This is a genomic window from Pseudarthrobacter sp. 1C304 (assembly GCF_052245515.1).
Taxonomy (GTDB): Bacteria; Actinomycetota; Actinomycetes; order Actinomycetales; family Micrococcaceae; genus Arthrobacter.
The window spans coordinates 111,214-129,471 of sequence record NZ_JBQQCH010000006.1 but is presented as its reverse complement, the minus strand read 5'-3'; the positions used below and the strand labels follow the sequence as shown (position 1 = coordinate 129,471).

The window sequence follows — 18,258 nt, the reverse complement described above, 5'->3', positions numbered from 1 at the left end:
GCCACCCTTCCCACACAGCTACAGCGCAAGCCACAGATCAAGGATGTCCACCACCATGTCAACGACGACCGTCACCACCAAAACCATCAGCCACTTCATCAACGGCGCCGAAACCGTCGGCGCCGGCACCCGCACCCAGCCCGTCTATAACCCCGCTACCGGCGCCGTTACCGCGGAGCTGCGCCTGGCCAACCGGGCCGACCTGGACGCCGCTGTTGCCGCCGCACGGGCCGCCGCCGACATCTGGGGCGATTTCTCCCTGGCCAAGCGCACCGCCGTGCTGTTCAAGTTCCGCGAACTCGTCGCCGCCCACGTGGACGACCTCGCCGAACTGGTCACCGCCGAGCACGGCAAGGTCCTCTCCGACGCCAAGGGCGAAATCGGCCGCGGCCTCGAGGTCATCGAGTACGCCTGCGGCATCCCTACCCTTCTCAAGGGCGACTACTCGGACCAGGTCTCCACCGGGATCGACGTCTTCTCCTTCCGCGAGCCGCTCGGCGTCGTCGCAGGGATCACCCCGTTCAACTTCCCGGTCATGGTGCCGCTGTGGATGGCGCCGATGGCCATCGCCACCGGCAACGCCTTCATCCTCAAGCCCTCCGAACGTGACCCCTCGGCCTCGATGCTGCTGGCCAAGCTGTGGAAGGACGCGGGCCTGCCCGACGGCGTCTTCCAGGTCCTTCACGGGGACAAGGAAACCGTGGACGGCCTCCTGACCCACCCGGACGTGGACGGCATCTCGTTCGTCGGCTCGACCCCGATCGCCCGGTACGTCCACGAGACCGCCACCGCCCACGGCAAGCGCGTCCAGGCCCTCGGCGGCGCCAAGAACCACGCCATCGTCCTGCCCGACGCCGACCTGGACAACGCCGCGGACCACCTCGCCGCCGCCGCGTTCGGCTCCGCCGGCGAACGCTGCATGGCCATCTCGGTCGCCGTCGCCGTCGGCGACGCCGCCGACCTGCTGGTCAAGAAGGTCCAGGAGCGTGCCCTGGCCGTCAAGGTCGACAACGGCACCGCGCCCGGCGCCGAAATGGGCCCGGTCATCACCCCGGCCTCCAAGGAACGCATCGTCAAGATCGTCACCGAAGCCGAAGATGCCGGGGCCGCCATGGTGGTGGACGGCCGCGACCTGGTGGTCCCCGGCCACGAGGACGGCTTCTGGGTCGGACCCACCGTGATCGACCACGTCAAGACCGAAATGACCGCCTACAGCGAGGAAATCTTCGGACCCGTCCTGGTCGTCGTCCGGGTCGATGACCTCGACGCCGGCATCGCGCTGATCAACTCCAACCCGTACGGCAACGGCACCGCCATCTTCACCTCTTCCGGCGCCGCCGCCCGCAAGTTCCAGCGCTCCGTCACCGTCGGCATGATCGGCATCAACGTGCCGCTGCCCGTTCCGGTGGCACACCACTCCTTCGGCGGCTGGAAGGCTTCGCTCTTCGGCGACAAGCACATCTACGGCCCCGAAGGCGTCTCCTTCTACACCCGCGGCAAGGTGGTCACCTCCCGCTGGCCCGAACCCACCCACGCCTCCGGCGCCTCCTACAACTTCCCGTCCAACTGACGCCCCGAGAAGAAAGACAACGCTGTCATGACTGAGAACAAGCTGATCATCGGCACCGCGCCGGACTCCTGGGGCGTCTGGTTTGCGGACGACCCGCAGCAGACCCCATGGGAACGGTTCCTCGACGAGGTGGCCGAATCCGGCTACAAGTGGATCGAGCTGGGACCCTACGGCTACCTGCCCACCGACCCGGCCCGGCTGGCGGAGGAACTCAAGGCACGCGACCTGAAAGTCACCGCCGGCACCGTGTTCACCGCCTTCCACCGCGGCGCCCAGCAGTACGAGGAAGCCTGGGAACCCGCCCGCAAGGTCGCCGAGCTCACGGCGGCCATGGGCGGCGAACACATCGTGGTGATCCCCGCCATGTGGCGCGACGACGTCACCGGCGAGGCGGTGGAGAGCGGCACGCTCACGGAGAAGGCCTGGAACGACCTCTTCGCCGGGCACAACCGCATGGGCAAGACGCTCCTGGAGGACTTCGGCCTGAAGCAGCAGTTCCACTCGCACGCAGACTCCCATGTCGGTGCGCAGCAGGACATTGAGACCCTGCTCGCCTCGACGGACCCGCAGTACCTGAACCTGTGCCTGGACACCGGCCACGCCGAATACTGCGGGGCGTCCAGCCTGGAACTGATCAAGAACTATCCGGACCGGATCGGCTACCTGCACCTGAAGCAGATCAACCCTGGCGTCCTGAAAAAGGTCAACGAGGAAAACATGACCTGGGCCGCCGCCAACCTGGCCGGGGTGATGACCGAACCGCCGAACGGCCTGCCGGACCTGCGCGCCGTCATCGAGGCCGTGGAAGCGCTGGACCGGCCAATCTTTGGCATTGTGGAACAGGACATGTACCCGGTTGCCTTCGACGTCCCGATGCCGATCGCCAAGCGGACCCGCAACTACCTGCTTTCCTGCGGCTCCCGCACCGCCGTCAACTAGACCTCACCGAGAACGAAGGACAAGAACCATGACCAAGACCCTCCGTGTTGCCGTCATCGGCGCCGGCCGTATGGGCGCCGACCACATCCAGCGGCTCAACACCCGCATCCACGGCGCGGAAGTTGCCGCCGTCGTCGACGTCGACCTGGCCCGTGCGCAGGCCGCCATCGAAGGCATCCCGGGCGCCGTCGCCCTGGCGGACGCCGACGAGGCGCTGGGCAACGGCGACGTCAACGCCGTCCTGATCGCCACCCCCGGCTTCCTGCACGAGGACATCCTGCTCAAGGCGATCGCCAAGGACATCCCGATTCTCTGCGAGAAGCCGCTCACCCCGGACGCCGCCTCAGCCTGGAAGATCGTCCAGGCCGAGGAACAGCTGGGCCACCAGCGCATCCAGGTCGGCTTCATGCGCCGCTTCGACGCCGAATACGCCGCCCTGGGCGACATCATCCGGAGCTCCGAACTCGGCGAACTGCTGATGCTGCACCACCAGCACCGCAACCCGGCCACCCCGGCCGGTTTCACCAACGAGATGCTGATCAACGACTCCGTGGTCCACGAATTCGACGCCATCCGGTTCTTCACCGGCGAGGAGATCACCTCGGTCCAGGTTCGCCTCGGCAAGGCCACCAAGAACGCCCCGGCCGGCCAGCACGACCCGCAGCATGTGCTGATCGAAACCGAATCCGGCGTCCTGGCCGACGTCGAAATCTTCGTCAACGCCAAGTTCGGCTATGAAGTGGCGACCCAGGCCTCCTTCGAGGACGGCATCGTCAACATAGGCGGCGACAAGGGCCCGTACACCCGCACCGCCGGGCACTGGGGCGGAAACGTCACCCCCGGCTTCGAGGACCGCTTCGGCGCAGCCTACGACGTCGAAATCCAGTCCTGGGTGGACGCCGCACTCCGCAGCGAAATCGGCGGCCCCACCGCGTGGGACGGGTACGCCACGGCTGCCTGCTGCGAGGCCGGCGTCGAGGCGCAGAAGAACGGTGAAAAGGTCGCCGTGAAGCTCAACGCCAAGCCCGCGCTCTACCGCTAGGACCAACGGGAGGGGGCCACGGCCCCCTCTCGCACTTTGCCGGTTCCACGCACAACCCGACTGATCCACAATGGAGTGTCCCGAAGTGAAAATCGCACTTGATCCCACGCCGTTCCACCACTCGCATAGCCTGCTCGAATTCCCGCGGGTGGTGGCGGACCTCGGCTACAAGTACATGCAGATGACCCCGCACGCCGACTTCATCCCGTTCTACAACCACCCGAAGGCCGACGATGAGCTGGTGGGCCAGCTCAAGGCGGCCTGTAGGGACGCCGGGATCGAAATTGCCTCGGTCCTGCCGGTACTGCGCTGGTCCGGGCCAGACGAGGACGCCCGCGAGGCAGCCGTCCGCTACTGGAAACGCGCCATCCAGATCGCCGTGGACCTTGGGGTCAGCACCATGAACACCGAATTCAGCGGCCGCCCGGAAAAGGCCGAGGAATCGGAGCGTGCCTTCTACCGCTCCATGGAAGAGCTGCTGCCCATCATCGAACGCGAGGGCATCGACCTGCTGATTGATCCGCACCCGGACGACTTCGTCGAAGAGGGCCTGGCCGCCATCCGGGTGATCCGCGGCCTCAACTCCAAGAACGTGGGCCTGGTCTACGTGGCCTCGCACAGCTTCCACATGAAGGACGCGCCCCTGAAAATCATGCGGGCCGCGGGGGACAAGCTGCGCCTGGTCCACGTCGCGGACACCATGAACCACCACGCCTCGCACGGGCTGCGCTACATCACCAACCCGCCCGGCAACCCGGTGCGGGTGCACCAGCACCTGAAAATCGGCGACGGCGACGTCAACTGGGAGGAGTTCTTCGGGGGCCTGCGCGAAATCGGCTTCCTCGACCGCGAGGACACCGTGATGGTCTCCAGCGTCTTCGCCGAGGACGAGAACGCCGCCGAGGTGTCCCGCTACCAGCTGGACACGATCAAGCAGCACATCCAGAAGGCCACCGTATGACGACGACGGCAACCGCGGGGCAGCGGAAGGCACCCGCCAACCACAAGAAGGCGCTGCGCACCGTCACCATCATCTCCACCTTCGGCGGGCTGCTCTTCGGGTATGACACCGGCGTCATCAATGGCGCCCTGCCGTACATGCAGGAGGACCTGGGCCTCACGCCGCTCACGGAGGGGCTGGTGACCTCCTCGCTGCTCTTTGGCGCCGCCTTCGGTGCCCTGTTCGGCGGACGCCTCGCGGACCGCAACGGACGGCGCCGGATGATCATGGTGCTCGCCGTGATCTTCCTGCTCGGCACTCTGGCCTGCACGTTCGCGCCGAACACCGAAGTCATGATCCTGGCCCGGTTCGTCCTGGGCCTCGCCGTCGGCGGCGCGTCCGTCACCGTGCCCGTCTACCTCGCCGAAGTCTCGCCGAGCGCCCGGCGCGGCCGGATCGTCACCCAGAACGAGCTAATGATCGTCACCGGCCAGCTGCTGGCCTTCATCTTTAACGCCTACCTCGGCAACACCTTCGGTGAATCCGGCGGGATCTGGCGGTGGATGCTGGTGATCGCCACCCTCCCGGCGATCGCGCTCTGGATCGGGATGCACTTCATGCCCGAAAGCCCGCGGTGGCTGGCCTCGATGGGCAGCTTCGGCGAGACCCTCAGCGTGCTGCAACGGATCCGCTCGCAGTCCGAGGCCCGGGCCGAGTTCGAGGAAGTCAAGGCCATGGCCGTGGAGGACTACAAGTCCAAAATGGGCTCTTGGCGCGACCTCAGCGTGCCCTGGCTGCGCCGCATCTTCGTGGTGGGCATCGGCCTGGCGGTCATCCAGCAGATCACGGGCGTGAACTCAATCATGTACTACGGAACGCAGATTCTGGCGGAGTCCGGTTTCGGCCGGGAAGCCGCCCTGACGGCGAACATCGCCAACGGCGTCATCTCGGTCCTCGCCACTTTCGTGGGGATCTGGCTGCTGGGCAAGGTGGGGCGGCGCAGAATGCTGATCACCGGCCAGGTCGGAACGACGGCGGCGCTGCTGCTGATCGGGTTGTTCTCGCTGGTCCTGCCCGAAGGCACCGCCCGCGGCTTCGTGATCCTGGCCCTGACCGTGACGTTCCTGGCGTTCCAGCAGGGCGCCATCTCCCCGGTGACCTGGCTGATGCTGTCCGAGATTTTCCCGCTGAAAATCCGTGGCCTCGGCATGGGGGCCTCAGCCTTCGTGCTGTGGACGGTGAACTTCCTGGTGGGCTTCGGTTTCCCGCAGCTCCTCGCCGCGATCGGCCTGTCCAGCACCTTCTTTGTCTTTGCCGTGCTGGGCATAGGCGCCATCGCGTTCGCCGCGAAATACATACCGGAAACCAAGGACAAGTCCTTGGAAGACTTGGAGCACCACTTCAAGCAGCTGGCGGCCAAACAACCCGCCGCTGCCTAGCCCAACGCAGAAGAACGCCCCGCCCGCGAGTCACCGCGGGCGGGGCGTTCTTCGTTGGCGTGGCCTGGAGCGAACCGGCTACGCCGGTGCGTGTCAGACCGGTGCGTGCAACCGGGGGAGGGCATCCACCAGCGGCGCCAGTTCCGGGACCTCGTGTGCGTCGGCCAGCGCGCGCTCCAGGGTGGCGTCATGGCTGGGCCGGGCTTCCTCCAGCAGCTCGATCCCCTTCGGGGTGAGCTCGGTGTAGATCCCGCGGCGGTCATCGGCGCACAGGATCCGGGTCAGCAGGCCCCGGTCCTCAAGCCGGGTGACGAGGCGGGTCGTGGCGCTGGCGCTCAGCGCTGTGGCGCGGGCCAGTTGCTGCATGCGCATGTGCCAGCCGTCCTGGCGGCTCAGTGCATCCAGCACGGTGTACTCCACAACGGACAGCTGAGCCACCGCCTGCAGCGAGCGTTCCAGTTCCGCTTCGATCAGTCCGTGCAAGGCCGCGAGGGTCCGCCAGCCTTGCGCCCGGACCTCGACAGCGTCGTCCTTGATGCCCATCAGTTCTCCCTTTCACATCGTCCTGCACCGGCCCCTGGAGACAACGGAACGGCGGCAGCAGGAATAGTTGCTTGCGCGCTATAGTTGCTTGTGCAACAATAAATAACGCGTCTGCAACTAATATGCTACGCCTCGATTTTCTTTCCGTACAGTTTTGAAGGAGCTTTTCCATGCCTCTTGGCCTGATAGCACTCGCGCTTGGCGGGTTCGGCATCGGACTCACCGAGTTCGTCATTATGGGCCTGCTGCCCGAGGTGGCAGCAGACTTCCGGGTCAGCGAGGCCGTAGCCGGCTGGCTCATCTCCGGCTACGCGCTCGCCGTAGTCGTTGGAGCGCTGCTCCTGACCGCCGCGGTGACGCGCTTCCAGCGCAAGCCGGTGCTGGCCGTGCTGATGGTGCTGTTTATTGCCGGAAACCTGGTCTCTGCCGTGGCACCCGACTACTGGCTGATGATGGTGGGCCGGATCATCGCGGCGCTGGCGCACGGGGCCTTCTTCGGCATCGGCGCGGTGGTCGCTGCCAGCATGGTGGCGCCCGCCAAAAAAGCCGGCGCGATCGCCATTATGTTCACCGGGCTGACGGCGGCAAACGTCCTGGGTGTTCCGTTCGGCACCATGCTGGGACAGGCTGCCGGCTGGCGGTCCACGTTCTGGGCCATCACGGCCATTGGTGTGCTTGCACTTGCCGGGATCCTCACCCTGGTGCCCAAGACCGGTTCGGGTGATACTGCCCCCGGCGGCCTGCGCGGTGAACTGCGCGCCTTCCGCTCCGGCCAGGTCTGGCTGTCCATCCTCGTCACGATCCTCGGCTACGGCGGCATGTTCGGGGCCTTCACCTACATCGCCTTCACCCTCACGGAAGTGACTGGATTCTCCGCCTCGACCGTTCCGTGGTTGCTCATCCTGTTTGGCGTTGGCCTGTTCATCGGCAACACCGTCGGCGGCAAGGCGGCGGACAAGAACGTGGACCGCACCCTCCTGGTGGCAATCTCCGTGCTGGTCGTAGTACTCGTGGTCTTCGCCCTGACGGCCGACAACCAGCCTGTGACCATTGCGTCCATGGTGCTGCTGGGCGGGTTCGGCTTCGCCACGGTGCCCGGGCTGCAGATGCGCGTCATGAAGTACGCCGCGGCGGCACCCACCCTGGCATCCGGCGCCAACATCGGCGCGTTCAATGTGGGCAATGCACTCGGCGCCTGGATGGGCGGCGTGACCATCACCGCCGGCCTGGGCTACACCTCGCCCATCTGGGCCGGCGCCGGCATCACACTGCTGGGGCTGGGGGTCATGGTGCTCGCCGCGTCAGCGGCGAAGCGGCGCGACGCCGAAGGGCACAGCCTGGTTTCCGAGCCGTCCGGCGGCCTTTCCGGAGCCGACGCAGGTTCTCTCGACACTGCACGGGAGCATGCGGAACTCCAGCGGAGCTAAAGTCCTGAGCCGCCGACTGCCGGCGGAGTCCTACACGACCATTTCAGACTCCTGGCCCAGGCGCCGGATGGCGAACTCGAACCAGTCCGGGAACGGGTCTGCGGGTAGTTCCTGTCCTGGTTCCGGGCCGGGGTCAGGTGGGAGTTCCAGTTCGGCGTCCTGGCCGGCGGCGAACAGATACCATTCCGCGAACGGGTCTGGAGGCGGCTCCATGTCGGCGCCCCATCCGGTGTTGAGTGATGGTCCCGGATCAGACAGTTCGCCAGGGTCGTCGCCAGGGAAGCCAGTCTCGAACTGATCCCAGTCCGCGCCAGGGTCCGGCTGCCAGCCAGGGTCCGGGGGCGTGCCGGGGTCCGGGCGCCAGCCCCGGTCCAGGGGCGTGCCGGGATCCCGGCTTCTGCCGGTGAGCGGGATGCTGTCCGGCCAGATTGGTGGTTCCCAGTCCTGGTGTTCGCTGGGGTAGGTCCGTCCGGTCGGTGAGGTCCAGCCGGGCGGGCTCTCCTTGGTGGCTCCGGCCGGTGTCCAGGCTGTGGTGTGTTTGAGGCGGTGGTGTTTCCGGCACGGCTGGCCAAGGTTAGTAATCCCGGTGGTCCCGCCATCAGCCCAAGCCAACAGATGGTCCGCATCGTTGTCGAGCGAGGCGTTGTTACAGGCCGGGAAGGAGCATTTAGCATCCCGAAGCCGCAACCATTGCCGCAGGGCCTTGGTGACCCGGTAGCTGGTCCGGCCGATCTCCAGCGGCGCCCCGTCCCGCGGGTCGACCAGGACCCGGTGGAACGAATCCGCGCCGCCGGCGACCAGGCGGCGGGCCATGGACGGCGGGATCGGCCCGTACCCATCCAGCATCGCCGGTTCCTCCGTCACCCCCAGGAGCGACATCACCGGGACAGTGACCAGGACCTGCGCCCGCGGCACCGGCACCGGCACGCCAGTATTCCAATCCCGGCCATCAAGATGCCCGCTGCCAGCCGTCCCGCGCTCAGCTGCACCCCTGCCCGGCCCGTCCACAATGACGCCGCTCAAAACGTCCCCGCCGGCAGCATTGTGCGTGCCGCCGGCCGTCCCTAAATCTGCGCTGTCGCCGCTGCCGGCGGTGTTGTTGCCGGTGTTGCCGTTGAGGAGGAGGGTGGCGGCGATGTCGGCGCGGAGCTGGGTCAGGGTCCGGGACTCCTCCGGGCCCTGCAACGCCCTCGCCCCGGCGGTGGTCCGGTTCCAGATCCCTGCCGCGGTCTCCGCCGGAAGGTACGCGTTGAACCAGGCCATCCCGTCGTTGTCCGGAACGAACTCGACCCGCCGGTCCGCCGCGCACTTTCTGTGGCGGGTTTCGATGCTCACCGGGTGGTGGCGTTCGCGCCACGTGCGGGCCTTGGCCCGGAACCGTCCCGGGACCAGTTCCCCGGCCGGGCACCCCCTGGCCGGGTCCGGTGCGGCCGGGTCAAGGAAATGCGCCTCCAGCGCCGCCGCCCCCGCGGCGTCCAGATTCGCCGTCTCGTCCACCATGACCCGTGCGTGCTGCCACGAGAGTGTCCCGGCGCCCAACGCCGCCAAAGTCAGCGGCAGCCGCGCGGTCAACGCCACACACTCACCCAGAAACGCCCCGGCCGACCGCTCGGAGACGGTCAGGACACCCGCGACCTCGGCGACCTCCGCCATCTCCTGCGCGGTGCTGGACGCCTCGGGCGCCGCCAACGCCTCGGAAGCCTCCAGATACTCCCCGGCGACCAGGGCTTTCAACGCCGCGCCCTGCGCCTCCATCCGCGAGAGATCGGCCAACCGGTCCAGGCACGCGTCCGCCAGATCCCGCAACGGATCCCCACCCTCCAACAGCCCAGAACCATCCTGAGGAGAATCACCCTCAGAGCGGCCATCCTCAGGCAAAACGGATGCACCCGCGCCCATCGAGGCAGCCAGCGCCGCAGCGGATGCGGCCAAAGCCTTCGCTGCCTCCCGAACCTCCGCACTGAAAACCACCTTGTTTTCCATACCCACATCGTCCCGCGAGGCACTGACATTTAAGCGGCCCGGGCACCGCCGCCGTCGGCTGGCCGCCCCCGGCACCGCCGCCCTTGCCGCCGTCGTCGATTTCGGAACAGCATGCATCCAGAACGCGCCCTTCGGCCCCGCTCTCTTACGGAACGAAGCGCATTATTTAGTAACTACATCCTAATGTCAGGACAAACTATTGACATGAGTGAGCTAAGTCACCATGATCAGTTGTAGATGGCTCACGGACTGACGCAACGAAGCGGTCGGCGTGGCCCGGAATCAAAGGAGATTGATCGTGACCAAGTTCTCGTGGCGGAAGACGGCTCTCGTAGCGGCCGTGGTACCCATGCTGGCCCTGAGCGCGTGTTCCAGCACCGGCGGCAAGCCCGCAGATTCAGGCAACGCGGCAGGCGGCGGCCAGGTCGCCTCCACGGAGCGGATCAAAATCGCGCTGATCACCCACGCGGCGGCGGGGGACACGTTCTGGGACATCGTCCGCAAGGGCGCCGAGGAAGCCGCGGCCAAGGACAATGTCGAGCTTCTCTACACCTCCGATCCTGAGGCCGGGCGCCAGGCCCAGCTGGTCCAGCAGGCAATCGACCAGAAAGTGGACGGCATTGCCGTCACCCTCGCCAAGCCCGACGCCCTCAAGGACGTGCTGAAGTCGGCCACCGACGCCGGCATCGCAGTGGTGAGCCTCAATGCGGGCGAAGGGGTGTCGGCCCAGCTTGGTGCCTTCACCCACTTCGGTTCCAACGAAAAGCTCGCCGGTGAGGCTGTGGGTACCCGGCTTGCCGCCGAGAACTACAAGCACCCGGTCTGCGTGATCCAGGAGCAGGGCCACGTCGGACTGGAAGCGCGGTGCGCCGGCGTCAAGGTCCAGGTGCCCGCAACAGAGATCCTCTACGTCGACGGCAAGGACATGACCTCCGTGCAGTCCACCGCGACGGCCAAGCTCCAGGCCACCACGGATGCTGACGTCATCATCGGCCTCGGCGCCCCCATCACCCTGACTCTCCTCAAGTCAGTCACCGACGCCGGCAGCTCTGCCAAGGTGGCCAGCTTCGACCTGAACGCGGATCTGGCCCAGAAGATCGTTGACGGGGCAGTGCTCTTCACCGTGGACCAGCAGCCGTGGCTCCAGGGCTACGGCGCCGTGGACGCCATCTGGCAGAACAAGCGCGGCGGCTTCAGCATCGGCGGCGGCCAGTCTGTGCTCACCGGACCCGCGCTCATCGACAAGGACAACGCGGCTGATGTCCTGACCTTCGCCCAGCAGGGCATCCGCTAACAGTCCGCTGGCCGGGCCGGCGCAAGCCGGCCCGGCAGCAAGGAGAAACATCATGACCATCACCCAGACACAGACAAAGACAAGGTCGGCGGCGGCCGACGAGCGCGTCGCCAAACGCAGTCCGTTGCAGAAACTGCTCGGCCGGCCCGAGATCGGTGCCCTGGTGGGCGCGATCGTCCTGTTCGTCTTCTTTGCCTTGGTTTCCCCGACCTTCACCCAGCCGAATGCCTTCGCCACCGTGCTCTACGGTTCCTCCACGATCGGGATCATGGCGGTAGGGGTGTCCCTGCTGATGATCGGCGGGGAGTTCGACCTCTCGACCGGCGTCGCCGTGATCAGCTCCGCGCTGACGGCGTCGATGTTCAGCTGGTACTTCAGCACGAACGTCTGGGTCGGCGTCGCCCTGGCCCTGCTGGTCTCCCTCGGCATCGGCTACATCAACGGCTGGATCCTGATGAAGACCAAGCTGCCCAGCTTCATCGTCACCCTGGCCACCTTCCTGATGCTGACCGGCCTGAACCTCGGCCTGACCCGGCTGATCGGCGGCGGCGTGTCCTCCCCCTCGATTTCGAACATGGACGGCTTCGACTCCGCGCGGGCCGTGTTCGCTTCTTCCGTGAACATCGCCGGCGTGGACGTCAAAATCACTGTGTTCATCTGGATCGCCCTGGTGGCCGTGGCCACCTGGGTGCTGATGCGGACCCGCGTGGGCAACTGGATCTTCGCCGTCGGCGGGGACGCGAACGCGGCCCGAGCCGTGGGTGTTCCGGTCAAGGCCACCAAGATCGGGCTCTTTATGGGTGTCGGCTTCTGCGGCTGGATCCTGGGCATGCACAACCTCTTCGCCTTCGACACCGTGCAGTCCGGTGAAGGCGTAGGCAACGAGTTCCTCTACATCATCGCCGCAGTGATCGGCGGCTGCCTCCTGACCGGCGGCTACGGCTCCGCGATCGGCGGCGCTATCGGCGCGTTCATCTTCGGCATGGCCAACAAGGGCATCGTCTACGCGCAGTGGAACCCGGACTGGTTCAAGTTCTTCCTCGGCCTGATGCTGCTGCTGGCCACCATCGTCAACCTCATCGTCAAGCGCCGCGCGGAACTCAAGTAAAGGGCCGGAAGAGAAATGAACGCCAAAGACATCGACCAGCAAACGCTGCTCCAGAACGAAGCGGACCCCCTCACCCACACCCCCGTCCACCTGCTCTCCCTCGAAGGGGTCGGCAAACACTACGGCAACATCATCGCCCTCTCCGATGTCACCATGGCCGTGGACAACGGCCGCGTCACCTGCGTCCTGGGCGACAACGGCGCCGGCAAATCCACCCTGATCAAGATCATCGCCGGCCTGCACCAGCACGACGCCGGGACCCTCAACGTCATGGGCGAGGAACGGAAATTCACCTCGCCCCGGGACGCCCTCGACGTCGGCATCGCCACCGTCTACCAGGACCTCGCCGTCGTACCACTGATGCCGATCTGGCGGAACTTCTTCCTCGGCTCGGAACTGACGTCCGGCTTCGGCCCGTTCAAGAGCATGGACGTCGAGAAGATGAAGGAGATCACGCTCAAGGAACTCGCACAAATGGGCATCGACCTCCGCGACGTGGAACAGCCCATCGGCCAGCTCTCCGGCGGTGAACGCCAGTGTGTCGCGATCGCCCGCGCCGTGTACTTCGGCGCGAAGGTCCTGATCCTCGACGAGCCCACCGCCGCCCTCGGCGTCAAGCAGTCCGGCGTCGTGCTCCGCTACATCCTGCAGGCCCGCGACCGGGGACTGGGGGTCATTTTCATCACCCACAACCCCCACCACGCCTTCCCCGTCGGCGACCGGTTCCTGCTGCTCAAGCGGGGCAAATCGATCGGCTACTACGACAAGAAGGACATCACCCTCGACGAGCTCACCGCCCAAATGGCCGGCGGCGCCGAACTTGCCGAGCTCGCCCATGAACTCGAACAGCTCGGCGGCCACGGCGACGTGGTCAAGGAGGTCAAGGGCGAAGTCGCCGACGTGTCCCAGACCACCGGCAAGACCTACCAGTAGCTGCCGCCCCATTTCCTGAAAGGACAAGCCTTTGGCTTATCTGAACCACACCCCGGCCAAGACCTCCGCACCGGTCAGGATCGGACTCATCGGCTCCGGCTGGATGGGTGCATTCCACGCCGAGAGCATCGCCCGCCGGGTCCCCGGCGCCGAACTCGCGGCCATCGCGGACCCCAATGTGGAATCCGCCGCTGCGCTGGCGTCCGCCTTGGGCACGGCCAAGGTGACCGCCGACGCGGCCGACATCCTGGCCGACCCGGAAATCGACGCCGTGATCATCGCCAGCCCGGTACGCTTCCACGCGCAGCTGATCGGCCAGGCCGCTGCCGCCGGGAAGCACGTGTTCTGCGAGAAGCCTGCCGGCCAGGGCCTCGACGAACTCGACGCCGCCCTGGCGGCCGTGGAGTCGGCCGGGGTGCACTTCCAGATTGGCTTCAACCGCCGGTACGCGGCCGACTTCCAGGCCGCCAAGAAGGACCTCGCGGCTGGCACCGCCGGCACACCCCAGCTCCTGCGCTCGTTGACCCGGGACCCGGGGACGGGAAGCATCCCGCACGCTGCCCGCGTCCCGGCCTGGACCGTCTTCCTGGAAACCCTGATCCACGACTTCGACACCCTGAACTGGTTCAACGAAGGCGCCGAGCCGGTGGAGGTCTACGCCATGGCCGACGCGCTGGTGGAACCCGGACTGCGCGATCAGGGCTTCCTGGACACCGCCGTTGTCACCATCCGCTACAGCAACGGTGCCATCGCCGTGGCCGAGGCAAACTTCAGTGCACTCTACGGCTACGACATCCGCGGCGAAGTCTTCGGCTCCAAGGGCATGGTGCAGGCAGGGCGCGCCACGGAAACAGCCGCCCGGCGCTACACGGCCGAAGGAATGTCGGCTGACACCCCCCGGCTGAACGTCGAACTGTTCCGCGATGCCTACACGGACGAGCTCGCCGACTTCACCGCCGTCGTCCGGGCACGGCGGGACGGCAGCAGTGACCATGCCGCGACGTCGTCCGCGCCCTACACACTGACGCCCGGCGCGGCGGATGCCCGGCGCGCGCTGGCCATGGCGCTCGCCTGCATCGAGTCGGTCCAGAGCGGCACGCCCGCCAGGGTACAAACAGGGGCAGTAGAAACACCGGCCGTGCCAGAGACGGCAGCCCTCTGATGCGGCTCGCCGTCTGCGCGGAGATGGTCTTCACCGACCTCCCGTTCACGGAGCGGGTGCGCCGGATCCACGACGCCGGTTTCGACGTCGAGCTCTGGGACTCGCGGACCAAGGACATCACCGCCCTGAAGGCTACGGGAGCAACCTTTTCCTCCATGACGGGCTACACCGCCGGCAGCCTGGTGGACCCCGAGACCGCCGACGAGGTGGTGCGGACTGCGGAATTGCTGATCCCCACCGCCCTGGAACTCGGCGTGAGCCGCATGGTGGTGCACCCGGCGGAACTCGTGGACGGCCAGGCGGCGCGCCCGATCTACCGGTCCACCGGCCAGATGTGGATCACCGGCGCCCGCACCCTGGAACGGCTGGGCCGGCTTGGCGAGAAACACGGGGTGACCTTCTGCCTCGAGAACCTCAACACCATCCTGGACCACCCCGGTATCCCGCTGGCCCGCGCCAAGGACACACTGGCGCTGGTTCAGGCCGCCGGGCACCCCAACGCCCGGCTCATGCTGGACCTCTACCACGCCCAGATGGGGGAGGGGAACCTGATCGAGCTGGTCCGGAGCGCGCTGCCGTACCTCGGTGAAATCCAGGTGGCGGATGTGCCGGGCCGGTGCGAACCCGGTACCGGCGAGATCAACTACGCGGCCGTTGCCAGGGCCCTCACTGACGCCGGCTACGACGGGACAGTGGGCATGGAAGCCTGGGCCAGCGGCGACAGCCAGGCGGCCCTGGATGCCTTCCGGGCGGCGTTTACCGTATCCGCGGACCGCGTGAAGGCGGAAGTATGAAAGACGTCATTCTGGGACTGGTCGGCGTGGGGCGCATCGGCGTCATGCACGCCAACAACATCGCCGCGCTGGGCGGCACCCTGAACCGGCAAGGCATCAATATCCGGCTCCGACTCACCGACGTTGCCGCAGACCACGCCCGGACCGTGGCCGCCGGGCTCGGCGCCGAGTTCCTGCCCTCAGTCGAGGCGCTCCTTGCCTCCGGGCTGGACGGCCTGGTCATCGCTACCGGAACCGCAACCCACCCGGACCTGATCAAGGCCGGGGTGGACGCCGGTGTCCCGGTCTTCTGCGAAAAACCCGTTGCCCTGAACGTGGCGGACGCCCTGCCGGTGCTGGACTACATCCGGGACCGGAACGGCATGGTCCAGATCGGCCACCAGCGCCGTTTCGACGCCGGGTATGCGGAGGCCCGGCGCGCCTATCAGGCCGGGGAGCTGGGCTGGATCCACTCCCTGCGCGCCGTCACCTGCGACATGGCGCCGCCGCCGGTCGAGTTCCTGGCAAGCTCCGGCGGGCTGTTCCGGGACTGCTCGGTCCACGACTTCGACATCCTGCGCTGGCTCACCGGCCGCGAAATCGTCGAGGTCTACGCCAAGGGGTCCAACAACGGGGACCCCGCCATCGGCGCTGCCGGTGATGTGGACACGGCCCTCGCGCTGGTGACGTTCGACGACGGCACCGTCGGGACGGTCTCGGCCACCCGGTACAACGGCGCGGGACACGACGTGCGGCTGGAAATCCAGGGTTCGCGCCGTTCGATCATGGTGGGCCTGGACGATCAGACGGCCTTGGCTTCCGCCGAACCAGGGGTCAGCTTTCCGTCCGGGGACCCGCACCGCACCTTCGCCGAGCGCTTCGAGGCGGCCTACCGTTCCGAGATGGCCGCCTTCGTCGAGCTGATCCTTGGCCGCCGGGAGAATCCCTGCACCCCGGAGGACGCCGTGGCCGCCTCCCGGGTGGCGGACGCCGCGCAGGAATCCCTCGCGTCCGGGGTGCCGGTCCGGGTGGTCCAGGCCGTACCCCGCTGACAGCGCCGCAGGCCGTATCCCGCTGACAGGACCCGCAACGCAACGCCCGTCTGCACGGGAAGCCAAGAATAAACAGAACCCCGGAGCCCACAGGCTCCGGGGTTCTTCAGTGCAGGTGCAGCTTCGGGCGTCAGACCCCGAACGGCAGCCGCGGATCGATGTCCTGGCCTTCCCAGGTCTGGCGGATCCAGCCGTGGTGCGGGTCGTCGCTGATGAGCCAGTCGCGGACCGGGCCGGGTCCTGCCATCACGTTGAGGTAGTACAGGTCGTAGCCCGGCGCGGCCATGGCCGGCCCGTGCCAGCCGTAGGGCACCAGCACGACGTCGCCGGTCCGCACCTCCGCGGAGACATCGATGGGGCGCTGGTCCGAGGCGTAAACCCGCTGGTAGCCGATCGCGTCGTCTGCTCCCGGCCGGGCGGGGGCGCCGGGGGAGACCCGGGTCTCGAAGTAGTAGATCTCCTCGAGGCTGGTCTCGCCGTCCTTCTCCTCGTCGTGCTTGTGCGGAGGATAAGAGGACCAGTTGCCGGCCGGCGTGAGGACCTCGCAGACAATAAAGCGGTCCGCCTCCAGTGCCGCGGGGGTGCCGAAGTTGTGCACCTGGCGGGAGCAGTTGCCGGCGCCGCGCAGTTCCACCGGCGTCTCGGCGGCCGTGATCAGGCGGGTCGGGTAGGAGGCGTGGGCCGGGGCGGTGGCCACGGCGACGCGCCCGCCGTCGGCCGAACTGATGGTCACCGCCTTGCCGGTTCCGGTGTAGAGCACGTCGCTGGGGCCGCTGAAGACGCTTTCCCGGCCGGCCAGCCGGTACTTCTCGCCGTCGACCGTCGCCGTGAAGGACCCGCCCAGCGGCACCACAATGCGCTCCTCGTCCGCGGCGGGAAGCTCGACGGCGGCCCCCGGGGCCAGCGTGGCGACCTTCAAGCCGGTATGCGCCCATCCCGGGACATCCAGCGCGGAATCGGAGGTCCCCAGGGGCACGTCCCAGGGGCCGTGGGCGGCGGTGCCCAGCGGATAGACCCAGTTGGCCATAAGTTCTGCCCTTTCTTAGTCGCGCCGGAAGCCGGCGCGGGGATTGACGGTGTGGGGTCCGCGGCAGGGCGGTGCGCAGTGTCCCGCCGCCGCGCCTGCCGCTGGAGGCTTACCTTTGGACGAGCGTCATTTCGAAGCTGTAGGAATCCGCCCGGTACACGTGGTGGCCGGTCTCCACCTGGCGTCCGGTGTCATCCACGGCGGTGCGCTCCATGGTGACCAGAGCGGAGCCGGGGGTGGTTTCCAGCATGGAGGCCTGGTAGTCGTTGGCGATCACGGCGCCGATCCGCTGCGACGCGAGCCGGAAGTTCACGCCGCCGTTGCGGAGGATCCCGTAGAGGCCCTGCTCGGCAAGCAGCGCTTCATCGATGGCGGTGATGTCGTCGCGGACCCAGTTCTCCATCAGGGCCAGGGGCTTCCCGCCGACCTTCCGGAGCCGGGTGAAGTGGTAAACCTTGGCGCCGGCCGGAAGCTGGAGGGCCGCGCGGGTGGCGGCATCGGCCTCATCATGGGAAAAGCTCAGCACCTCGGTGGTGGGCCGGCTGCCGTTGTTGCTGAGGTCGTCAAAGAGGCTGGAGAGTTCAAGGGGGCGCCGGACCTGGCTGGAGACCACCTGCGTGCCCACCCCGCGCTTGCGCACCAGCAGGCCCGAGCGGACCAGTTCGTCCATGGCCTTGCGCATGGTGGGCCGGGACAGGTTCAGCTGGGCGGCGAGGTCAATCTCGTTGTCGAGCCGGCTGCCCGGCGGCAGCACGCCGCCGTGGATCGCGGCTTCGATGCCCTGCACCACCTGGTGGTACAGCGGCACGGGGGAGGACCGGTCGATGTTGAGGTTAAGCTGATTCGTAAGTTTCTGTGCCACCACGACTGTTGCGCTCCCTTTGTGCCCCGGACCGGAAACCGGTGCGGCCGCCAGTACTTTGCCGGCAATATTGTCCGCATATGTTCGCTTGATAGGACATACTGCCTAAGTTGATAGTAGCAGGGCGGATCGAGCGGGTGGAAGAGACCCGGCCGGGCTGCCCC

At 67.2% G+C, this 18,258-nt stretch carries 16 protein-coding genes; 12 read left to right on the top strand and 4 right to left on the bottom strand.

The features are described from left to right. Nucleotides 1–55 precede the first annotated feature (55 nt). The 5 genes from ACTWQD_RS12935 (at nucleotide 56) to ACTWQD_RS12915 (ending at nucleotide 5,930) form a co-directional block, all read left to right on the top strand. Nucleotides 56–1,570, top strand: a complete 1,515-nt coding sequence (locus tag ACTWQD_RS12935; protein WP_443196532.1) for a CoA-acylating methylmalonate-semialdehyde dehydrogenase — start codon at nucleotides 56–58, stop codon at nucleotides 1,568–1,570. Nucleotides 1,571–1,597: 27 nt separating this feature from the next. Further along, nucleotides 1,598–2,509, top strand: coding sequence for a sugar phosphate isomerase/epimerase family protein (locus tag ACTWQD_RS12930; RefSeq protein WP_443196531.1), 912 nt, complete (start codon nucleotides 1,598–1,600; stop codon nucleotides 2,507–2,509). A gap of 28 nt (nucleotides 2,510–2,537) precedes the next feature. Further along, nucleotides 2,538–3,551, top strand: a complete 1,014-nt coding sequence (locus ACTWQD_RS12925) for a Gfo/Idh/MocA family protein (RefSeq protein WP_443196530.1) — start codon at nucleotides 2,538–2,540, stop codon at nucleotides 3,549–3,551. Between the two features lie 85 nt (nucleotides 3,552–3,636). After that, nucleotides 3,637–4,512, top strand: coding sequence for a sugar phosphate isomerase/epimerase family protein (locus ACTWQD_RS12920; protein ID WP_443196529.1), 876 nt, complete (start codon nucleotides 3,637–3,639; stop codon nucleotides 4,510–4,512). After that, nucleotides 4,509–5,930, top strand: a complete 1,422-nt coding sequence (locus ACTWQD_RS12915) for a sugar porter family MFS transporter (protein ID WP_443196528.1) — start codon at nucleotides 4,509–4,511, stop codon at nucleotides 5,928–5,930. Before ACTWQD_RS12920 ends, ACTWQD_RS12915 begins: the two co-directional genes overlap by 4 nt. 93 nt (nucleotides 5,931–6,023) lie before the next feature. Here the strand turns inward: ACTWQD_RS12915 and ACTWQD_RS12910 are convergent, their stop codons facing one another. Beyond that, nucleotides 6,024–6,473, bottom strand: a complete 450-nt coding sequence (locus ACTWQD_RS12910; protein WP_443196527.1) for a MarR family winged helix-turn-helix transcriptional regulator — start codon at nucleotides 6,471–6,473, stop codon at nucleotides 6,024–6,026. Between the two features lie 170 nt (nucleotides 6,474–6,643). Here ACTWQD_RS12910 and ACTWQD_RS12905 point away from each other — a divergent pair, with 170 nt between their 5' ends. Further along, a complete protein-coding gene (locus ACTWQD_RS12905) occupies nucleotides 6,644–7,900 on the top strand; it encodes an MFS transporter (protein WP_443196526.1) in 1,257 nt (418 codons plus the stop codon). Between the two features lie 30 nt (nucleotides 7,901–7,930). Here ACTWQD_RS12905 and ACTWQD_RS12900 read toward each other — a convergent pair whose 3' ends face one another. After that, entirely contained in the window at nucleotides 7,931–9,883 is a 1,953-nt protein-coding gene (locus ACTWQD_RS12900; protein WP_443196525.1) for a DUF222 domain-containing protein, read from the bottom strand. 298 nt (nucleotides 9,884–10,181) lie between these two features. On the opposite strand from ACTWQD_RS12900, the gene ACTWQD_RS12895 reads away from it, so the two are divergent. Genes ACTWQD_RS12895 through ACTWQD_RS12870 form a run of 6 tightly spaced genes read left to right on the top strand, consistent with a single transcriptional unit; the run spans nucleotide 10,182 to nucleotide 16,205 of the window. Beyond that, complete coding sequence (locus tag ACTWQD_RS12895) at nucleotides 10,182–11,177, top strand: substrate-binding domain-containing protein (protein ID WP_443196524.1); 996 nt, start codon at nucleotides 10,182–10,184, stop codon at nucleotides 11,175–11,177. A gap of 52 nt (nucleotides 11,178–11,229) precedes the next feature. Beyond that, nucleotides 11,230–12,285 (top strand): ABC transporter permease, encoded by a 1,056-nt coding sequence (locus tag ACTWQD_RS12890; RefSeq protein WP_443196523.1) that lies wholly within the window; start codon nucleotides 11,230–11,232, stop codon nucleotides 12,283–12,285. Between the two features lie 15 nt (nucleotides 12,286–12,300). Next, entirely contained in the window at nucleotides 12,301–13,218 is a 918-nt protein-coding gene (locus ACTWQD_RS12885) for an ATP-binding cassette domain-containing protein (RefSeq protein ID WP_443196522.1), read from the top strand. A 31-nt stretch (nucleotides 13,219–13,249) separates the two neighbouring features. Beyond that, the gene (locus tag ACTWQD_RS12880; protein ID WP_443196521.1) at nucleotides 13,250–14,380 is read left to right on the top strand and encodes a Gfo/Idh/MocA family oxidoreductase; all 1,131 of its coding nucleotides are present in this window, start codon (nucleotides 13,250–13,252) and stop codon (nucleotides 14,378–14,380) included. Beyond that, entirely contained in the window at nucleotides 14,380–15,174 is a 795-nt protein-coding gene (locus tag ACTWQD_RS12875; RefSeq protein WP_443196520.1) for a TIM barrel protein, read from the top strand. Before ACTWQD_RS12880 ends, ACTWQD_RS12875 begins: the two co-directional genes overlap by 1 nt. After that, the gene (locus ACTWQD_RS12870; RefSeq protein ID WP_443196519.1) at nucleotides 15,171–16,205 is read left to right on the top strand and encodes a Gfo/Idh/MocA family oxidoreductase; all 1,035 of its coding nucleotides are present in this window, start codon (nucleotides 15,171–15,173) and stop codon (nucleotides 16,203–16,205) included. The genes ACTWQD_RS12875 and ACTWQD_RS12870 overlap by 4 nt, the downstream gene beginning before the upstream one ends. A gap of 130 nt (nucleotides 16,206–16,335) precedes the next feature. On the opposite strand, the gene iolB is transcribed toward ACTWQD_RS12870, so the two are convergent. Together iolB and ACTWQD_RS12860 are read right to left on the bottom strand one after the other, a co-directional pair. Beyond that, complete coding sequence (gene iolB / locus ACTWQD_RS12865) at nucleotides 16,336–17,232, bottom strand: 5-deoxy-glucuronate isomerase (RefSeq protein ID WP_443196518.1); 897 nt, start codon at nucleotides 17,230–17,232, stop codon at nucleotides 16,336–16,338. Nucleotides 17,233–17,341: 109 nt separating this feature from the next. Next, nucleotides 17,342–18,094, bottom strand: coding sequence for a GntR family transcriptional regulator (locus tag ACTWQD_RS12860; protein WP_443196517.1), 753 nt, complete (start codon nucleotides 18,092–18,094; stop codon nucleotides 17,342–17,344). Between the last annotated feature and the right edge of the window lie 164 nt (nucleotides 18,095–18,258).